17 protein-coding genes are annotated in these 16,679 nt (G+C 37.7%); 11 read left to right on the forward strand and 6 right to left on the reverse strand.

Annotated elements, in window-relative coordinates:
- Positions 1 to 711: hypothetical protein (locus QMD71_02470; protein ID MDI6839711.1), on the forward strand; the 711-nt coding region annotated here is incomplete at its 5' end.
- A gap of 53 nt (positions 712 to 764) precedes the next feature.
- On the opposite strand, the gene QMD71_02475 is transcribed toward QMD71_02470, so the two are convergent.
- The 4 genes from QMD71_02475 to QMD71_02490 form a co-directional block, all read right to left on the reverse strand.
- Positions 765 to 1,382 (reverse strand): sulfite exporter TauE/SafE family protein, encoded by a 618-nt coding sequence (locus tag QMD71_02475; GenBank protein ID MDI6839712.1) that lies wholly within the window; start codon positions 1,380 to 1,382, stop codon positions 765 to 767.
- Between the two features lie 23 nt (positions 1,383 to 1,405).
- Positions 1,406 to 3,013, reverse strand: a complete 1,608-nt coding sequence (locus QMD71_02480) for a sodium:solute symporter family protein (GenBank protein ID MDI6839713.1) — start codon at positions 3,011 to 3,013, stop codon at positions 1,406 to 1,408.
- Positions 3,014 to 3,024: 11 nt separating this feature from the next.
- Complete coding sequence (locus QMD71_02485; protein MDI6839714.1) at positions 3,025 to 3,426, reverse strand: GIY-YIG nuclease family protein; 402 nt, start codon at positions 3,424 to 3,426, stop codon at positions 3,025 to 3,027.
- 156 nt (positions 3,427 to 3,582) lie between these two features.
- The gene (locus tag QMD71_02490) at positions 3,583 to 7,710 is read right to left on the reverse strand and encodes a C25 family cysteine peptidase (GenBank protein ID MDI6839715.1); all 4,128 of its coding nucleotides are present in this window, start codon (positions 7,708 to 7,710) and stop codon (positions 3,583 to 3,585) included.
- 128 nt (positions 7,711 to 7,838) lie between these two features.
- On the opposite strand from QMD71_02490, the gene rpsF reads away from it, so the two are divergent.
- The 10 genes from rpsF (at position 7,839) to QMD71_02540 (ending at position 15,777) form a co-directional block, all read left to right on the forward strand.
- Positions 7,839 to 8,123, forward strand: coding sequence for a 30S ribosomal protein S6 (gene rpsF, locus QMD71_02495; protein ID MDI6839716.1), 285 nt, complete (start codon positions 7,839 to 7,841; stop codon positions 8,121 to 8,123).
- 2 nt (positions 8,124 to 8,125) lie between these two features.
- On the forward strand, positions 8,126 to 8,575 hold the full coding sequence (gene ssb / locus QMD71_02500) for a single-stranded DNA-binding protein (protein ID MDI6839717.1): 450 nt from the start codon (positions 8,126 to 8,128) through the stop codon (positions 8,573 to 8,575).
- Positions 8,532 to 8,795: a 30S ribosomal protein S18 gene (gene rpsR, locus QMD71_02505; GenBank protein ID MDI6839718.1), complete on the forward strand. Its 264-nt coding sequence runs from the start codon at positions 8,532 to 8,534 to the stop codon at positions 8,793 to 8,795. The genes ssb and rpsR overlap by 44 nt, the downstream gene beginning before the upstream one ends.
- A gap of 2 nt (positions 8,796 to 8,797) precedes the next feature.
- Positions 8,798 to 9,241: a 50S ribosomal protein L9 gene (gene rplI, locus QMD71_02510; GenBank protein ID MDI6839719.1), complete on the forward strand. Its 444-nt coding sequence runs from the start codon at positions 8,798 to 8,800 to the stop codon at positions 9,239 to 9,241.
- An 83-nt stretch (positions 9,242 to 9,324) separates the two neighbouring features.
- On the forward strand, positions 9,325 to 9,795 hold the full coding sequence (locus tag QMD71_02515; protein MDI6839720.1) for a bifunctional nuclease family protein: 471 nt from the start codon (positions 9,325 to 9,327) through the stop codon (positions 9,793 to 9,795).
- Positions 9,792 to 12,212, forward strand: a complete 2,421-nt coding sequence (locus QMD71_02520; protein ID MDI6839721.1) for an ATP-dependent Clp protease ATP-binding subunit — start codon at positions 9,792 to 9,794, stop codon at positions 12,210 to 12,212. The genes QMD71_02515 and QMD71_02520 overlap by 4 nt, the downstream gene beginning before the upstream one ends.
- Positions 12,209 to 12,487 carry an HU family DNA-binding protein gene (locus QMD71_02525; protein ID MDI6839722.1) on the forward strand — a complete coding sequence of 93 codons (279 nt, stop codon included), beginning with the start codon at positions 12,209 to 12,211 and terminating at the stop codon, positions 12,485 to 12,487. The genes QMD71_02520 and QMD71_02525 overlap by 4 nt, the downstream gene beginning before the upstream one ends.
- A gap of 408 nt (positions 12,488 to 12,895) precedes the next feature.
- Positions 12,896 to 13,129 carry a hypothetical protein gene (locus tag QMD71_02530; GenBank protein MDI6839723.1) on the forward strand — a complete coding sequence of 78 codons (234 nt, stop codon included), beginning with the start codon at positions 12,896 to 12,898 and terminating at the stop codon, positions 13,127 to 13,129.
- Positions 13,130 to 13,133: 4 nt separating this feature from the next.
- On the forward strand, positions 13,134 to 14,834 hold the full coding sequence (polX, locus tag QMD71_02535; protein MDI6839724.1) for a DNA polymerase/3'-5' exonuclease PolX: 1,701 nt from the start codon (positions 13,134 to 13,136) through the stop codon (positions 14,832 to 14,834).
- 22 nt (positions 14,835 to 14,856) lie between these two features.
- Positions 14,857 to 15,777, forward strand: coding sequence for a glycosidase (locus QMD71_02540; protein ID MDI6839725.1), 921 nt, complete (start codon positions 14,857 to 14,859; stop codon positions 15,775 to 15,777).
- A gap of 1 nt (position 15,778) precedes the next feature.
- Here QMD71_02540 and QMD71_02545 read toward each other — a convergent pair whose 3' ends face one another.
- Both QMD71_02545 and QMD71_02550 read right to left on the reverse strand, forming a co-directional pair.
- Positions 15,779 to 16,060, reverse strand: coding sequence for a TIGR04076 family protein (locus QMD71_02545; GenBank protein ID MDI6839726.1), 282 nt, complete (start codon positions 16,058 to 16,060; stop codon positions 15,779 to 15,781).
- Positions 16,061 to 16,672 (reverse strand): PDZ domain-containing protein, encoded by a 612-nt coding sequence (locus QMD71_02550; GenBank protein ID MDI6839727.1) that lies wholly within the window; start codon positions 16,670 to 16,672, stop codon positions 16,061 to 16,063.
- Positions 16,673 to 16,679: the final 7 nt, after the last annotated feature.

Consider the following 16,679-nt stretch of genomic DNA (forward strand, 5'->3'; position numbering starts at 1 on the left):
ACCTGGAATAATCTCATTGCTTTGCGTAGGGTGGTTGAAAAATATGGAGTATTTCGAGCTCTCTATACTGATAATGATTCTAAATTTAAGTATGAGAGGAAGAATCCTTCCCTTTACTTTAATTATCATAAGGAGCCAGACGATATCCAGACTCAAATAGATATGGCTTTGAGTGAACTTAGAATTCAATTACTTCACACTCCGGTAGATGATCCGGAAAGCAAAGGAAAGGTAGAGAGGCTATTTGGCATGTTCCAGGATAGATTGATAAAAGAGTTTAGAGACAACAACATAAGAACTATTGAAGAAGCAAATAAGTGGCTTAGAAAGCGAATAGAATGGTGGAATAAGAATCACATTCATTGGACGACAAAAGAGACGCCAGATGAGAGATTTTTCAGAGATTCTATTTTTCAACCATTACCTGATGAGATAAACTTAGACGATGTTTTCTGTCTGAGGACAAAAAGAAAAGTGAATAAAGATAATACTTTTAAGTTTGACGGAGAGGTATACCAGATCACTGAGGGGACTATTAGTAGATCAAATTGGTATAAAGCAGAGATAGAGTTACATATTATACCCAGAAAGAAGATAAGGGTGTTTCATGAGGATAGTTTTATTCAGGAGTTTTCAGTAAATGGGAAGAAAAAACTTGCAAAGGCAAGAGATATAGAGTATAATATAGAATATGAGGACATTCTTGCTTAACAATAAAGAGGACATTCTACCTTAACAGTAACAATAAAAATTAGACGTATCCACTATCTAATTATCAGTTTTATCCCAAAATAAACCAAGATAGCGCCACATATACGGATGAAGATATCTAAGACTTTGGGCTTCCTCAATATAATAGATGGAATACCACCTGCCAAAATTCCGATTGGTATTAATGGAGTAAGTATAGTACCTGCCCCAAAACAGCTACCATAAAAAATAGCCTGTAACAGAGTTTTTGCCTCAAATGCAATGTAGGTGAGAACACCAAATAATGGGATACAAGGTGAGAACCCAATAAGTAGGCCTAAGATAATTACACCCTTCAAATTATTTTGAAGAGTATTTTTTATAAATTTACTACAAAATTGAAAATTAGGACTCTTATTAAGAATAATAAGTATCCCTAATATTACAATGACGATTCCAACTATAGGGTATAGAAGCCTGCCAAATGCACTCTCATAATAGTTCCTTACAACAAGCTGTCCAATAGAGGCTGCTATGCCAGCAAGTATTATATATGCAGATACTCTTACAAAAGAGAAGACTAAAATGTTCCATAACCCACTAAGCCACCCCCTCTGTGTACCTGCAATGTAGGATACAAGTATAGGGCTACAAAAAGAAAGACAGGGTCCCCACCCTAATGTAATGCCCATTATAAACAAATCAGTTGATACCTTCATCCCTGTTTCCAGAATAACTTTGCAAATATTGACATAGCTATGACAAGTAAGATATTTAACCCAAAGAAGTAACAAATCCACCATGGTAGACCAAAGAGGATTGGTTGAGATGAACGCCAGGCCCAAAAATCACACGAAAGAATAAATATTATACCAAAAATAATTAACCAAATCCAACTACTTGAGTTGGTAGGATAATGTAAATAACCGTCTACATTTACTTTATAAGGAAATAAGAAACTCCCAATAGCTAAGATTAAGGTTGAGATTATAATAATAGGTATAACTGGTAGGAGCCCAAATGTAGGCAAAAGGTTGAAATGCGAAATAATAACAAGCCCCTCTCCTACTAATATTGAAACAAGACCAGCCCAAGGGTTTACTCTTCTAAAATATAGTGATGCAAGTGTGATAGGAAATAATACTGCTAACCCAGTAAATGCCTCTGTCGCAATTTCTAAAATAGTGGCAGGTGGCTTATAAGCGAAAAGTAGACCCAAACTGGCAAGCACAATGACAGCAGCCTTACCAACCCGTACATCTTTTTCTTGTTTTCTCTTTAAAATAACTTCGTATATATCACGTGTAAACATTGAACTAAGGGTCAAAAGTTGTGAATCTGCAGTTGACATAAGGGCGGCAAGTCCACCAGTAATGACAACTGCACCAAGCCAGCCCGGCAGTAACTCATTTACCATCATAGGTAAGATTTTGTCAGCTGCCTCACCCACAAGCCCTGGGAATACAATATGCCCTAATACACCAATTGAGACTGGTAAAAAGAATAGAATTCCTGTAATTATAGGGTATAAAGTCATTGTAGTCTTGAGTGCATTTTCGTCTTTAGCAGTAAAGAAGCGTTGAAACAATTGTGGAAACATAGGGTCACAGAAAAACCATAGTATCATGTAAGAGAACCAAATCTTTATAGGCAAGGCAGTGTTGAAGCCTGGTCTTGAGAAAAGTTCCGCATTAGACCGAAATACATTTAAGTTTGCACTGCTAAACCCTCCTAATGCACGAGCAACCATAGAAAGAATAATAATCATAAAAGTTAACATTATAGTTCCCTGTAAAATATCGGACCAGACATCACCGCGCATACCGCCTAAAAAAACATATGCTATCATAAACACAGTAATCAAGGTCGCTCCCCAAAAATACGGTATTCCTAACAATTCTTTTAATGCGTAGCCAGCTCCTATTGGCTGAATTGCAAGATAAGGGATAGTGAATATAATCATAACTGCCAAATATATAAGCCTAAGTGGAGTGTTATTAAATCTAACGCCTATATATTCTGGTGGAGTTATAATTCCATACTTTTTACTTATAGCCCAAACACGTGCGCCAATTAAAAAGAAAGTAAGTGCCATAAAACCTGTACCAAAACTCATAATAGGATAATATGCGTATCCTATCCTATAACCGGCACCTGAGAAACCAAATATACAGAAGGCACTGAAATTAGTTGCTGCCATAGTAAAGAATAAAGCTATCTTGCCCACACCCCTATTAGCAAGGAAATAATCTGATAGTGTCTTTTTAGTAAATTTATGCCCCAAAATACCGATAACTAAAGTGATTAAAAGATAACCAAACATTATCAAAAATTTCATGTCAAGTTGCAAAATCCGTGCCTACTAAGCATATTATTTGAGAAATTGCTTTTGAGTATAAAGAGGTGACTCTCGCATTTACAATCAGAGCTACCAAATCCCGGGACGCTCTTTCCGTACTTTGATAAAAGAGTAGCAGTTTTGCATTCCTCTTCCTTATGAGCCTCTTTACATAAAATTCTATCTACACTTACATTAGGATTATTCAATAAATAATCAATATGCCAAAACTTCTTTTTTCTGTGTCTAAGATGTCTTGCAACTCTATTCTCAAGTCCAGTTTGAGCAGACCCTACATAAATGTATTTACCTTCACTAAACTTAAGTTTACCTAAAGAGCCGATACGGATTGAGATAGGTTTACGAATTAATATCTGCAAAAGATAAACTCCTCTCATTTTATACTATAAATTTATGGGAAGTCAATAAAAATAGTTGCTGTGCTCAGCTACATCTTTATCTATCGGAGTAGTACAATTTTTCTTGTTGTCTGAAATTGGTTAGTCTTCAGCCGGCAAAAATAGATTCCAGATGCAACCTCCTTACCCGAAAAATCACAACCATCCCAGATTATAGAATTGGAAATTGGAAATTGGGAATTGGAAATTGGAAATTGGAAATGTACGAACTACTCTACCACAGATGTCGTAAATCTGTAATCTGATTTCCGGTTTCTGATTTTTGACTTCTGGTATCCGATATTTAATAACCGTCTTTTTAGTAAATGGATTTGGGAATGGTAAACAGAGTTCAAAAAGATTTGGTGGCTTCTGGGTTAATTCAACTCCTACTTGAGTCAAAAGATAATGCACTGTATTTTCGAGTAACTTCGCCCCAGTTGCACTATCAATAGCCATAAAATTAAAAGCATAAAATACAATCTGACCTCCGGGTGGAGTAGGTTCATGAACTAATATTCCTGCAGCATTATTATAATCCTCTGTCCCATAGATAAGAGTTGCACCCTCTAATAAATGAAGTGCATCCTCATCACCAGAATTACTATAAAATACTGGTATAGTATTTGGTAAAGTATTTGGGTAAGTAGCTAACTGATGCGAAGTATTCTGTAAGATAAGCGAACCAGCATCATCAGTATACCATGCATCTATATGTAGTACTGTTCTTGCAAAATCAAAGTCAGATAAGCACATGTTGTATCCAAGCTCCCCACCTTCAATAAGCAATATTTTGCCCGAGCGCACATATCTTTTTAATAGGTCCCGAAGAGTAGTATTACCAAGTGGTGAGATGTCATCCCCATCACTCCAGACAATGAAGTTGTAGTTCTCCCAAGTAACTGGATCTGTAGTTGAAGATTGCTCTTGTTTCACATTGTAACCAAATTCTGTAAGCAGAGCAGCTATCCTTGAAGCTGACTCACCAGCTTTACTTTTGTTGGTAACATATAACTTCTTTAACTCTATCTTTTTCATATGAGATTTGTGCAGTTCCGAGGCTATCAGGCTTTGTCCCGTTTCCTTACGGAACGGGATTTGAGTTCCATCGTCATCATTAATAACAAGAATACTGGGAGTGCCAGCCATAACAAAATTTAACTCTAAACTGTCACTGTCAACAATTACATCACGAGAGGCTACAGAGTGATAAGGAGAGAAGACATAGAATTTATAAGTAAAATAAGGGAGGACAACCTCATAGAACCCAGTAGCATCAGTGTAGACAGTTTCGTAGAGCTCCATATTATCTGTATGACAAACTTTTATAGCAGCGCTCAAAGAAAGCCCTGTTGAATCAGTTACTGTTCCATAGACAAGACCGGGTGGGGCAGGTTGGAGTTGTATATTAAAAGTATCTACATTGTACTTAGTAATATGAGTAGCAAAAAAAGGTAGATAGCAAAATTTCATAGTGTAGATATCATATTTGTTTACTGGGATTGAGTCCTTACTTGAATAATTCCCATTCACATCGGAGGTGTCAATAAAAACTGGGTGGACTAACGATGTGTCTATACCTGATTCATAAGCTTTAATTACCACCCCTTCAATAGGATTTTGTGTCTCTACATCAGCTACAGTCCCAACTAATCTTCCAAACACCCGTATTACAGGAAAAGTTTCCTTATATACTCTATAACCAGTCTTAGCAATGTAACTACATAAAGTACCCAATTGGGTAGGCACTATACTTAAATCTGCCGATGTCTCATTGGTATAAACTGAGGTGTCAACCCCACTCCCTTTAGCAAATAAAGTAAAACCAGAATTTTCGCAACTTCCAGTAATAGTTCCTTCACAATAACGAGCTATAGTATCTACAAGGCCTATTTCTGTGACTTGTGATGTCAAATCTGGTGAAATTAGCTCCATACCACCGACTACCCGTATTGAGTCTTTAAGCAAATCCCAACTTTCACCTATCTTACGGCCATTACATTTTAACACCTCTCCATACCCTGCATTAATATTTATTATACACTGTCCAGCAATATTTGTGGTATCAAATTCCGATACGCCGAGTCCTAAAATTCTTATCTCAACATCACGAACACCTTGGTTAAGAGTATCGGAGATTGTGATTTCAACAGGAGTTAAAGTATTTACTTGGACAGTGTCAGGATTGATGGTTATCTTCCATGAACTCACTACACGAGCAGTTCCTATATAAGGTAAGAAGTTATGGGCTGTACAAGTCACTGATAGAGTTCCATAAGTGGTAGGTGGCGGTAATAGTGATAGTATAGCAACACCATTTGGATTAGTATAACCTCGTACATAAACACTATCTTCTCCTTTCATTACACAGACCAGTGCACTCTCAACAGAAGTCCCATTATCTGTAACTCTAATTTTAAAACTTGTTTGTCTCGTCCATATTACAGAATCATGCTCAACAATTAAGTTCTTCGGCTCATCTGTCCACATTGGAAGCTCGGGGTCACCAAATAGATTGAGCTCATAAATACACCAGGGCCAACGGTCTTCCCAAGTAGTCCATGAAACGTAACAGTCTTTGGATACAGCATGAGCCACTCCTATATGGTCATGATATAAGTATGTACTACGAAAAGTCTCATGGTAGAACGATGTATCAAGCAACTCTGAATAATACATACCAACTGAAGGCCTACCTACTCCTGTTCTTGAATTCATAATCACAGCTACTGCACCACCATCTTTATTTAGTAAATGCTCTGCAAAACAATCACCACCCGGTACCCAGTCTACTGCGCCTATATAACAGGCGATTGAATTATGAATACCAAGTTTACTTTCGTTAGTGAGATTATCAACATCATCTGAACTTAGTATATAGTCAAGGATGGGACTACCTACTCCATCCGGACGCCCATGTGCAGCATAATGGACGAAGCCAAATCCTGCATTTAGTGAATCTATCAATATTGCTCTACTCAGTGTCCCATTTGACTCATATAATTTTGCATCCTCCCACCCGTATGGTGTTATGTCTGCAATAGCGTTGTTTACGAGATCGCCCCAATACTCAGGCTCATCGAATAGATATGTTGCAGGTAATAAAGCCTTTTTAAGATAATTAGGGGGCGGGTTTTGCTCATATGTTAGGACTTTGTTTATAAATGTAGTAACTTGAGTTTTAGTACGTACAGGTGCACGTCCCACAAATACATCTGAGTACAAATCTACGGCGTCCTCCTTTTCTCCCCATACTGTATCACCATCTGCATTCCAAGTGCCATCCAAATCTGAAAAATACAAGTCACTTGGAATAGTATCCTTATCAACAGGATACTCTGCAGTGCGTTTGTACCATACATCTCGCCTCGGTATAACCTCTTGGCCCCATTCACGGTCACATTGACCACCAAGTAAAAACCAAATAGTGCCCCAAGTTGAGTTTGCATCAATGATAAAGTTCCTTATCTTTTCAGCATTATCTGTACCTTTGTAATTATCATAGATAAAATTAAGAGATACAACCTTTGCTTGCACTCCTTTTTTAGTCTTCCAATCCGTAAGTTGCTCAAATATTTGGACAAATGAATCAGCTGTTATTACCACATACTCAACTGTGTCAAAAGGTAATACTCCTGAAGGAAGACCTAATGTCGTAGGAGGACTAAAAGTTTCAACTGCATATGGATTTAGCACAAGCTTTTTTACTATATCTCCAAAAATAGCCTTCTCTTTTAGTGTTTTTTGGGGTACAAAATTTACTCTATTTTCATAGGTGATTTGGAATACAATTTTTGAGGTAAAAATTAATTTCTTATCTCTCGGAATGTATTGGATAGGATAAACTAAAAAGCCTGCAATCCTATATCCACCAAGTGACCCTGTATGTGAATGTTTAACTAACTCAGCTGGATAAGGAGTTGAAAGAGAATACACAGTTTCCTCAGGTTCTACCCATTCAATAGCTCTTTCAAATAAGAAAGGTTGAGGTGGTTGAGCTGGGCAGATTTTATACTCACCCGGAATAGCACTGCTAACTTTGGATATTACTTCAATCTTTGTAACAGTTGCTCCTGCAGGAATAAGGATTCGACAAGAAAATTCGGGTAGCATAGGATAACCTATTTCAGTTGTAGTGCCGCAATTCTTAAGTTCGAGTATGTCGTATCCTTTGAACTTTTTAAAAATGAAGTCGCTTCTGTTAAAAGTAACCGTATGCTGGATTTCGCCTGCACTTAAACGAGTTGATAAAATCAGCCATAAAATTAGTACACTATATCTCATCCTGCACCTCCTCAGTTATATATACTAATAAAATTTCTTTTTTTCAACAAAATTTTGTACTTTTTTAAAGACCATACCAAAAATCTTGAAAAAACTTGACAAGCCAAAGTTTTAAAATATAATTTTAGATGATGAGATACGAAAATCTTGTAATTTTTAAATCAGAGATTGGTGAAACAGGTATAAATAAGGAGGTAGAAAAGTTTGTAGGGATTATAGAAAAAGGGGGTAAATCCATAAATGTTGATAGGTGGGGTTTAAGGCAGCTAGCTTATCCGATACGCAAAAAAGAGAGTGGCTATTATGTGTTATTTGAATTTGAGGCAGATGGTAAGGTTTTGTCTGAGTTAGGACATACACTTAAGTTAGATGAAGATGTATTGAGATACTGTATTATGAGGAAGGGAGACTAAGAATGGCAGAATATAAAGTGCCACAAATAAATAGAGTCCACATAACAGGACACCTTACAGCAGACCCTGATCTTAGGTATACCCCAGATGGTCAGCCTATATGCAACTTTCAAATTGCATCCAATCGTAGGTATATGGATAAAAAAACTAGTGAATGGCAAGAGACGACCACTTTTATAAGGGTAGTATCTTGGGGTAAAACTGCAGAGCGAATGGGCGAAAGGCTTCGTAAAGGGAGCGCTGTCTATGTTGAAGGAAGACTCCAAAGTAGAGCATGGGAAACTCCTGATGGGCAAAAAAGGAGTGTCATAGAGATTGCTGCTTTAAGAGTTCAAGACCTAAGTAAATTACCGGGTGAGAAAGAGGAAATATCTGAAGAAGCGATATCTGAAGTGGAGGATAAAGGAGATGAAGAAGAGAGAAAAGGAGAAAAAGGAGAGCTTCCGTTCTGAAGCTCCAACTGTTAGAGGAAAAAAATATTGTTTTTTTTGTACTCAGGAAAGTAATGTAGATTATAAGGATATTGAACGTTTGAAAAAATATGTTACTGAAAGCGGCAAGATTTTTCCAAGAAGGCTAACAGGTACCTGTGCCAAACATCAACGCCTACTTGCACGTGCAATAAAGCGGGCTAGAATTATGGCTCTTCTACCGTTTTTAAGAAGGGATTAATTATGAAAATTATTTTACTTGAAGATGTTGAGAGGATAGGTAAAAGGGGTGATGTTGTGGATGTAAAACCGGGCTATGGAAGGAATTATCTTATCCCTAAAAAACTTGCTTTCCTACATACTGATTCAAATTTACGTAGATTTGAAGAATTCAAAAAAATAATAGAGCTGAGGAATAGCAGGGAAAGGAGGGTCGCATTAAAATTAAAGGAAGAACTTGAATCTCTTTCATTAACTTTTCCTGTCCAAGCAGGAGAGGATGGTAAACTATTTGGTGCAGTCACAAATATTGATATAGAAGGACTCCTTGCTAAAGAAGGGTATAAAATTGACAGAAAAAATGTAATCCTTGAAGACCCAATAAAGGAGCTTGGTGTCTACTCTATAAGAATCTTACTCCATCCAGAAGTAGAGGGGACTGTAAAACTTTGGGTAGTAAGCAAATGAGGGGAAAAAACATCTTGACAAATAGATTGATTCATTATAGTATTTAGGATGCAGATTTGCAAAGTTTGTAGTATGAGGGATAAATGATTAGAGCGGAAGTTTCTGGGTTAGCATATGATAGTATGAGTAAGATGCCTGTTGTCTTTTTAAAAGAGATAGATGGTGAAAGGATACTCCCTATATGGATTGGCTTCCATGAGGCATCTGCAATTGCGATGGTGCGTGAGCATATATCACCGAGGAGACCACTTACACATGATCTTATAAAGAACATCGTAGATGGACTTGATGCCAGTGTAATTAAGATAATAGTGAACGAGATACAAGATGGCACCTATTATGCGAGAATTTATTTGGGGCGAGGTAATTCTATAGTAGAAATTGATGCCAGACCAAGTGACTCTATCGCTATAGCTCTCAGGAGTTCTGCCCCTATTTACATTGCTGAAGAAGTATTAGAGAAAGGAGGGGCATTTACACTCAAGGAAAGTAAGGATTTAAAGCATCATTTCCAAGAACTTAAACCAGAAGACTTCGGTAAATTTAATTTATGAACCAATTTACAGAAAGAGTACAGAGGGTCGTTCTTATTGCAAAGAAGGAGGTTGTTAGACTCGGCGACGATTCGGTTGGTAGTGAGCATTTGCTTATCGGACTCATAAAAGAAGGCGGTGGAGTAGGGGTGATGGCTCTTATGAACCTCGGGGCTGACCCAAACGAAATTCTCAAAGCTATTCTTGAGTCGCATAAAAAGAGTGGTGGTGTTAGCTTACTTGGAGATCCTCCTTTTAATGAAGAGGCGAAGAGGATACTTTCATATGCAAAAGAGGAAGCACAACAACTTGGTCATGGGTATGTTGGAACAGAGCATCTTCTTTTGGGTATTTTAAAAGATACTGAAAGTGTTGCAGCTCAAATTCTTTTTAGTTTTGACCTTGATATTGACAAAGTGAAAGATGAAATTCTTGCAATCCTCTCTGCAGGCGAAGAAGTAAAAACAAAAACTCAGAAATCAAAGACTCCAACCTTAGATCGTTTTTCTCGTGATATTACTAAATTAGCACGTGAAGGAAAGCTCGACCCTATAATAGGGAGAGAGAAAGAAATAGAGCGTGTGATCCAAATTTTATGCAGGCGTAAGAAAAATAATCCCGCTCTTATAGGGGAACCTGGTGTCGGTAAGACTGCTATAGTTGAGGGGCTTGCACAACGTATTGTAACTGGTAAGGTTCCTGAGGTGCTTCAGAATTCAAGAGTACTTGCTCTTGACTTAGCAGCTGTTGTTGCTGGGACAAAATACAGGGGCCAATTTGAGGAGCGATTAAAAGCTGTGCTTAATGAAATACAAAAATCGCCTAATGTGATTGTTTTTATAGACGAACTCCACACTCTTGTTGGAGCGGGTGCAGCTGAGGGGGCTATTGATGCTTCAAATATGTTGAAACCTGCACTTGCAAGGGGTGAGATTCATTGTATTGGGGCTACTACTTTAAATGAGTACAGGAAATATGTAGAAAGGGATGGTGCCCTTGAGCGCAGATTTCAATCTGTGCAAGTTGAACCACCAACTTTAGAGGATACAATAAAAATATTACGAGGGTTAAAGGAGAAGTATGAGCTGCACCACGGTGTGAAATACGAGGATAGTGCTCTTGTGGCTGCAGCTACACTTTCTGATAGATATATATCTGATAAATTTATGCCTGACAAAGCAATAGATATAATAGATGAAGCAGGAAGTAGAGTTAAATTAAGGAAGCTGCCAAAAAGTTCATCCCAACTTAATTTACTTGAGAAAAAACTTATAGAGCTCAAAAGATTGAAAGAAGACGCAGTAAATCACCAAAAATTTGAGGAAGCCGCGCGCCTGAGGGATGAGCAGCATAAACTTGAGCAACAGATTCAATTTGAGAAAGAACAAAAGCCAGTTGGTAGGGTTAGGGAGGAGGATATAAGATACGTCATCTCAGTATGGACTGGTGTTCCACTTCTCAAGCTTAAACAAGAAGAGCAGGAAAGGTTAATTAGGATGGAGGAAGTGCTAAAAGGTAAAGTAGTAGGTCAAGATGAGGCTATTCGGGCATTAACGCGTGCTATAAGAAGGTCAAGGACAGGGCTTAAAGATTTGAGGCGTCCAATTGGTAGTTTCATATTCTTAGGACCGACAGGCGTTGGCAAAACTTATCTTGCAAAGAAGCTTGCCGAATTTTTATTTGACTCTGAGAGCGCCCTAATAAGATTTGATATGAGCGAGTATATGGAGAAATTTAATGTTTCCCGTCTTATAGGTGCACCTCCCGGATATGTAGGATACGAAGAAGGAGGGCAACTTACTGAACGTATCAGGAGGAGGCCTTACTCTGTTGTTTTACTCGATGAGATTGAGAAGGCTCATCCTGATGTATTTAATATTTTGCTACAAATCTTTGACGAAGGTATTTTAACAGACTCTTTTGGCCGGAGGGTTGACTTTAAGAATGCAATTCTCATAATGACATCTAACATTGGGACAAGGGAGCTTAAGAGAGCAAAGATTGGGTTTGAGACAAAAGATGAAGCAATAGATTATGAATCAATGAAAAGTAGATTATTAGAGGAAGTAAAAAAAGTTTTTAGACCCGAGTTCTTAAATAGGATTGATGAAATTCTTGTATTTAGGGCACTTGGAAGGTCTGAGATGGGTAAAATAGTTGATTTACTTTTTTCAGAACTTCAACTCCGTATGAAAGAGAAAGGTATAGCCCTTGTTTTAGACAATAGTGCGAAAGAGCTACTGATAGATGAAGGTTTTGACCCCAATTTTGGCGCCCGTCCCCTAAAAAGGACAATGGAGAGGATGCTTGAAGACCCAGTATCTGAGAAAATACTTGAAATAGGATTTAAGAGAGGGACCAAAATAATAGTGGTACGAAACAAAGAGAAGTTGGATTTCGTGGTTGAATCTACTCATAAAGTAACTGTTGAGAAATGACAAGGACAAAGAAAGATATTGTAAATGAGGTTGCTAAGCTTACAGGATTTACTCAAAGAGAGGTTGGGGCTATTGTAAATTCATTCTTAAATGTAATCTCTAAGACCTTATTGGCTGACAATAGAATTGAGCTACGTGGATTTGGTGTGTTTATTCGAAAACATCGTAACCCAAAACAGGCAAGAAATCCAAAGACCGGTAAATCTGTGATGGTGCCAGAAAGGTTTGTTCCTGTATTTAAACCATCTAAAATATTAAAAGAGAGACTCAAGTGAAGATAGATAATTTTATAAAGTATATAAAAGATGTTGAAAAGTTGTGAGGTGAATTATGCCTTGTGGTAAAAAAAGAAAAAAAAGGAAAATGTCCACCCATAAGAGAAAAAAGCAAAGAAAGTTGCATAGGCATAAGAAAAAGTTTAAGGTCGGTCATTAAAAGAGATTGGATTTATAACTACTATATTTTGCTCCAGGAGTTATATTTATAGATTTTAATTACTTAAAATAGCTCCTTTTGTTTTTTACTATAAATTGAATAGGTGAATTTTGCAAGTTCTTTAACCCCAAGCCAAATACAGTGCACTCCTTGTTAGCAGAGAAGCTACCAGTAAAAATAGTAATATTAGAGGAAAAAATCTTGACAAATTAGAAGTTTGCAATACTATTAGCTTAAAAGGAGGAACTATGCTCTTTATGACTATGCTTGATATTATACCGGGTAAGGCGGAGGATATGTTTTATTTGGTTAAAAAGGTTAAACCGCCCGAGTGTATAAAGGTACACCAGTTTTTGAAGCTATTTGGGAAGCCTGATTTTGTAATAATATATGAAGCACCAACTGAAAATGATGCAATGGACTTTGTCCTTAAATTTACATCCTGTAGTACAACGAGAACATCACTCTGCAATCCTGTTTAGTGAGATGAGAAATAAGGAGCTTGCTATCATATTTAATAAAATTGGAGACGCCCTCGAGCTTAAAGGAGAAATGGTGTTTAAAATAGGAGCTTATCGTAAAGCTGCTAAAGCCATTGAGGATTTGACTGAAGATGTAGAAGTCATGTGGAAGGATGGTAGACTCATGACAATCCCCGGTGTTGGAGAGGGTATTGCAAAGAAGATTGACGAATACCTTCGCACAGGTAAGATGAAAAAATATGATGAAGCTATGGAAGGTATTTCTGATGGACTACTTTCTTTACTTTCAATCCAAGGCATGGGACCAAAGACATTGAAACTTGCTCATGAAAAGCTTGGTGTGGCTTCAATTTCTGACCTTAAAAGAGTTTTGGACGATGGCTCACTTGCATTACTTCCAGGAATGGGGAAGAAGAAGGTTGATAACATCAAGAAGGGACTTGAAGTTTTTAGTGCCGAAGAGCGTCGTATCTCACTCGGTGTTGCTTTACCACTTGTTGAAGAAATAATTGAATGGATGAAGAAAAGTGAAGTAGGTGATATTTCACCAGCAGGTTCTCTTAGAAGGATGAAAGAGACTATTGGAGATATAGATATTCTTGCTACAGGTAAAAATGGCTCCGAAATAATTGAGCACTTTACAAGGTTTCCGAGAGCCGATAGAGTGCTTACAAAAGGGTCAACAAAAGGCTCAATTATTGTTAAAGAGGGGCATCAAATTGATTTAAGAGTTGTCCCAGAAGATTGTTATGGGGCGGCACTCCAGTATTTTACTGGCTCAAAAGCACACAATATTAAGCTACGTACTATTGCTAAGGAGCGTGGACTAAAAATATCCGAATATGGTGTGTTTAAACGGGATAAGAAGATTGCTGGAATTCATGAGGCTGATGTTTATGCAGCATTAGGGCTCTCATGGATACCACCTGAGTTACGCGAAGATAGGGGTGAGATTGAAATCCCTGAATTACCTCATATTGTGAACTACGATGAGATAAAAGGTGACTTGCATATCCATTCTAAATATTCTGATGGCTCACATTCAATTGAAGAGATTGCAGAGTTTGCTAAAAATCTGGGCTACAGTTACATTGCTATAACTGACCATTCAAAGTCTGCAAGATATGCAGGCGGAATTGATGAAAAAGAACTTAAACGCCAAGCCGAAGAAATAGAAAAAGCCGAAAGAAAATTTGGGATTAGGATTTTAAAAGGGATTGAAGTTGAGCTTAAAAAAGATGGCACAATTGACTTCGCTGATTCAATACTTGAGAACCTTGATATAGTGATAGCCGCAATTCACACCTTCCCTAAAGAGATGGACATGACTCCCGCTATAATAGCTGCTTGCAGAAATCAATGGGTAGACATTATTGCTCATCCTACAGGGAGACTTATATCAAGGAGGGAAGGGTATAAAGTGGACATGGATAAGGTAATAAAGGCGGCAGGAGAAACTAATACACTTCTTGAGCTAAATTGTTACTACGACCGGCTTGACCTCTCTGATATAAATGCAAAACGAGCAAAAGATGGTGGAGTAAAACTTGTGCTTGGCTCTGATGCCCATAGCCTTGGGATGCTTCGCTCAATAAGATTTGGAGTAGGTGTAGCTCGTAGGGCATGGCTTAGTAAAGATGACATAATAAATGCTTCAAAAGAGCCCTGGAAATACTTGAAACATAGTAAAAGGGACTTTTTATAAACATGTTATTAGGAGGTAGAACATGTTGATAAGATACGAAGGCAATCCGATTCTCAAGCCTATTAGTGAACATCCATGGGAATCGCGAATGGTGTATAATTGTGCAGCAGTGCATGAGGGGGGTAAAGTTCATCTCGTATACAGAGCACGTGGTGTAGATGGTGGTACCTCAAGATTTGGGTATGCCTCAAGTAAGGATGGCTTCCATATAGATGAAAGGTTAGCTGAGCCTATCTTTTGTGGTGACCCTGCTAGTGATTTTGAATGCTTTGGGTGTGAGGATCCGAGGCTTACTAAGATTGGTGATAGATTTTACATGTGTTATACTGCGTATGGTTTAGTTCCTGGCATATCAAGGAGGGTTGGTGCAATTCAGATAGGTATAACCTCTATTTCAGTCAATGATTTTATAAATCATAGATGGAATTGGGGCGAGAGGATTTACCCTTTCCCGCGAGTTGATAACAAAGACGCTTGTATTTTTCCTGAAAAAATTGGCGGTAAGTGGGTTATGTATCATCGTATACCTCCGCATATATGGGTCGCTTATTCGGATGATTTAAAAGAGTGGGATGGCTTGAAAATAGTGATGAGTCCACGAGGGGATTGGGAATACTTCAAGCTTGGTGCTGGCTGTCCTCCTATTAAGACAGATAAGGGGTGGCTATTCATATACCATGCTGTAAGCCGTGATTTCCACTACCGGCTTGGACTTGCTCTTGTAGATATTAAAAATCCTGAGAAGATAATTAAAAGGTGTAAGGAGCCACTACTTGAGCCAAAGGAACCTTATGAAAAGTATGGTAATGTCTCTAATGTTATTTTCACATGCGGTGCAGTTGTGATTGATGGTACATTATTTCTTTACTATGGTGGGGCAGATACTGTCATTTGTGTAGCTACTGCCAAAGTTTCAGACCTTTTGGATTTGGTTTTGAAATAGATTACACGCAAGTTATTTCAAATATTACAGTCCCACCACGGGTGTATTTACATGGATTAAGACATTGGATATAAGCGTGTGATGAGTTAGTTGATAGTCCTAAGTCTTGTGGGTTTGTACCTCTTGAAAGTGCAACATAATAAGGCATAATTGAGGTAAGTGAATGCATGCATAGAGTAATAGGGGAGTTTAATTTATAGCCTTCTTCAATAAAGAATTCATCTCTTACTCTATAAACTGGACACTGCCCATTTATCTCTTTAACCCTTATTCTAAGTCTCACTTATATTTCTCTCTCTTCAGGTATAACTTCTTTTAAGAACTTATCAGGTGTGATTTTTCTCTTATACTGTATTCTTATCCTCTCTTTTGAGATTTCTTTGTATTCCTTGCCAAGCTCTTTGAGGAGACTTTTGAGATTTTTCCTTAATTCCTCTATTTCACGCCTAAGTTCACGAATTTCTTCCATATATTCTTTTGTTGGTGGCCAGAAAAATTTCCATTCATATTCACGAGGTTCCCTTTCACCTAATATCACATTTAATACATCCACTTTTCGTTTCCTAAACAGTTTTATTTTAACAGGTTTACACGGTTTTTCCGATATAATTTGCTTGAGGTCATCGAAATTGCCTATCTTTTTATTATCTATCTCCATTATTATATCACCGGCTTTAATTCCTACACTATCAGCGGGCGATTCTTCTACTACATCTGTTACAAGAACTCCGTAATCTATCCCAATTGCTACTTGCATAGGCAAAGTAATTTCTTGAATATAGACTCCAAGCCATCCTTCTTTTTCTGCTCCAAAAGTCGCAGATGCAATAATCCCAATAATAATCGGGATAAATAGTCCAATAAATTGGAGACCTGCATATTTTTTAGTACGCATAATTCGC

It is taken from the genome of bacterium (assembly GCA_030018315.1).
Classification (GTDB): Bacteria; Hydrothermota; UBA3073; order JACQXS01; family JAGMCI01; genus JASEGA01.

Bases quoted from the DNA above. Each gene is read 5' to 3' on its own strand.
- QMD71_02475 (MDI6839712.1), bottom strand. From the start codon at position 1,382: ATGGGCATTACATTAGGGTGGGGACCCTGTCTTTCTTTTTGTAGCCCT.
- QMD71_02480 (MDI6839713.1), bottom strand. From the start codon at position 3,013: ATGTTTGGTTATCTTTTAATCACTTTAGTTATCGGTATTTTGGGGCAT.
- QMD71_02485 (MDI6839714.1), bottom strand. From the start codon at position 3,426: ATGAGAGGAGTTTATCTTTTGCAGATATTAATTCGTAAACCTATCTCA.
- QMD71_02490 (MDI6839715.1), bottom strand. From the start codon at position 7,710: ATGAGATATAGTGTACTAATTTTATGGCTGATTTTATCAACTCGTTTA.
- rpsF (MDI6839716.1), top strand. From the start codon at position 7,839: ATGATGAGATACGAAAATCTTGTAATTTTTAAATCAGAGATTGGTGAA.
- ssb (MDI6839717.1), top strand. From the start codon at position 8,126: ATGGCAGAATATAAAGTGCCACAAATAAATAGAGTCCACATAACAGGA.
- rpsR (MDI6839718.1), top strand. From the start codon at position 8,532: ATGAAGAAGAGAGAAAAGGAGAAAAAGGAGAGCTTCCGTTCTGAAGCT.
- rplI (MDI6839719.1), top strand. From the start codon at position 8,798: ATGAAAATTATTTTACTTGAAGATGTTGAGAGGATAGGTAAAAGGGGT.
- QMD71_02515 (MDI6839720.1), top strand. From the start codon at position 9,325: ATGATTAGAGCGGAAGTTTCTGGGTTAGCATATGATAGTATGAGTAAG.
- QMD71_02520 (MDI6839721.1), top strand. From the start codon at position 9,792: ATGAACCAATTTACAGAAAGAGTACAGAGGGTCGTTCTTATTGCAAAG.
- QMD71_02525 (MDI6839722.1), top strand. From the start codon at position 12,209: ATGACAAGGACAAAGAAAGATATTGTAAATGAGGTTGCTAAGCTTACA.
- QMD71_02530 (MDI6839723.1), top strand. From the start codon at position 12,896: ATGCTCTTTATGACTATGCTTGATATTATACCGGGTAAGGCGGAGGAT.
- polX (MDI6839724.1), top strand. From the start codon at position 13,134: ATGAGAAATAAGGAGCTTGCTATCATATTTAATAAAATTGGAGACGCC.
- QMD71_02540 (MDI6839725.1), top strand. From the start codon at position 14,857: ATGTTGATAAGATACGAAGGCAATCCGATTCTCAAGCCTATTAGTGAA.
- QMD71_02550 (MDI6839727.1), bottom strand. From the start codon at position 16,672: ATGCGTACTAAAAAATATGCAGGTCTCCAATTTATTGGACTATTTATC.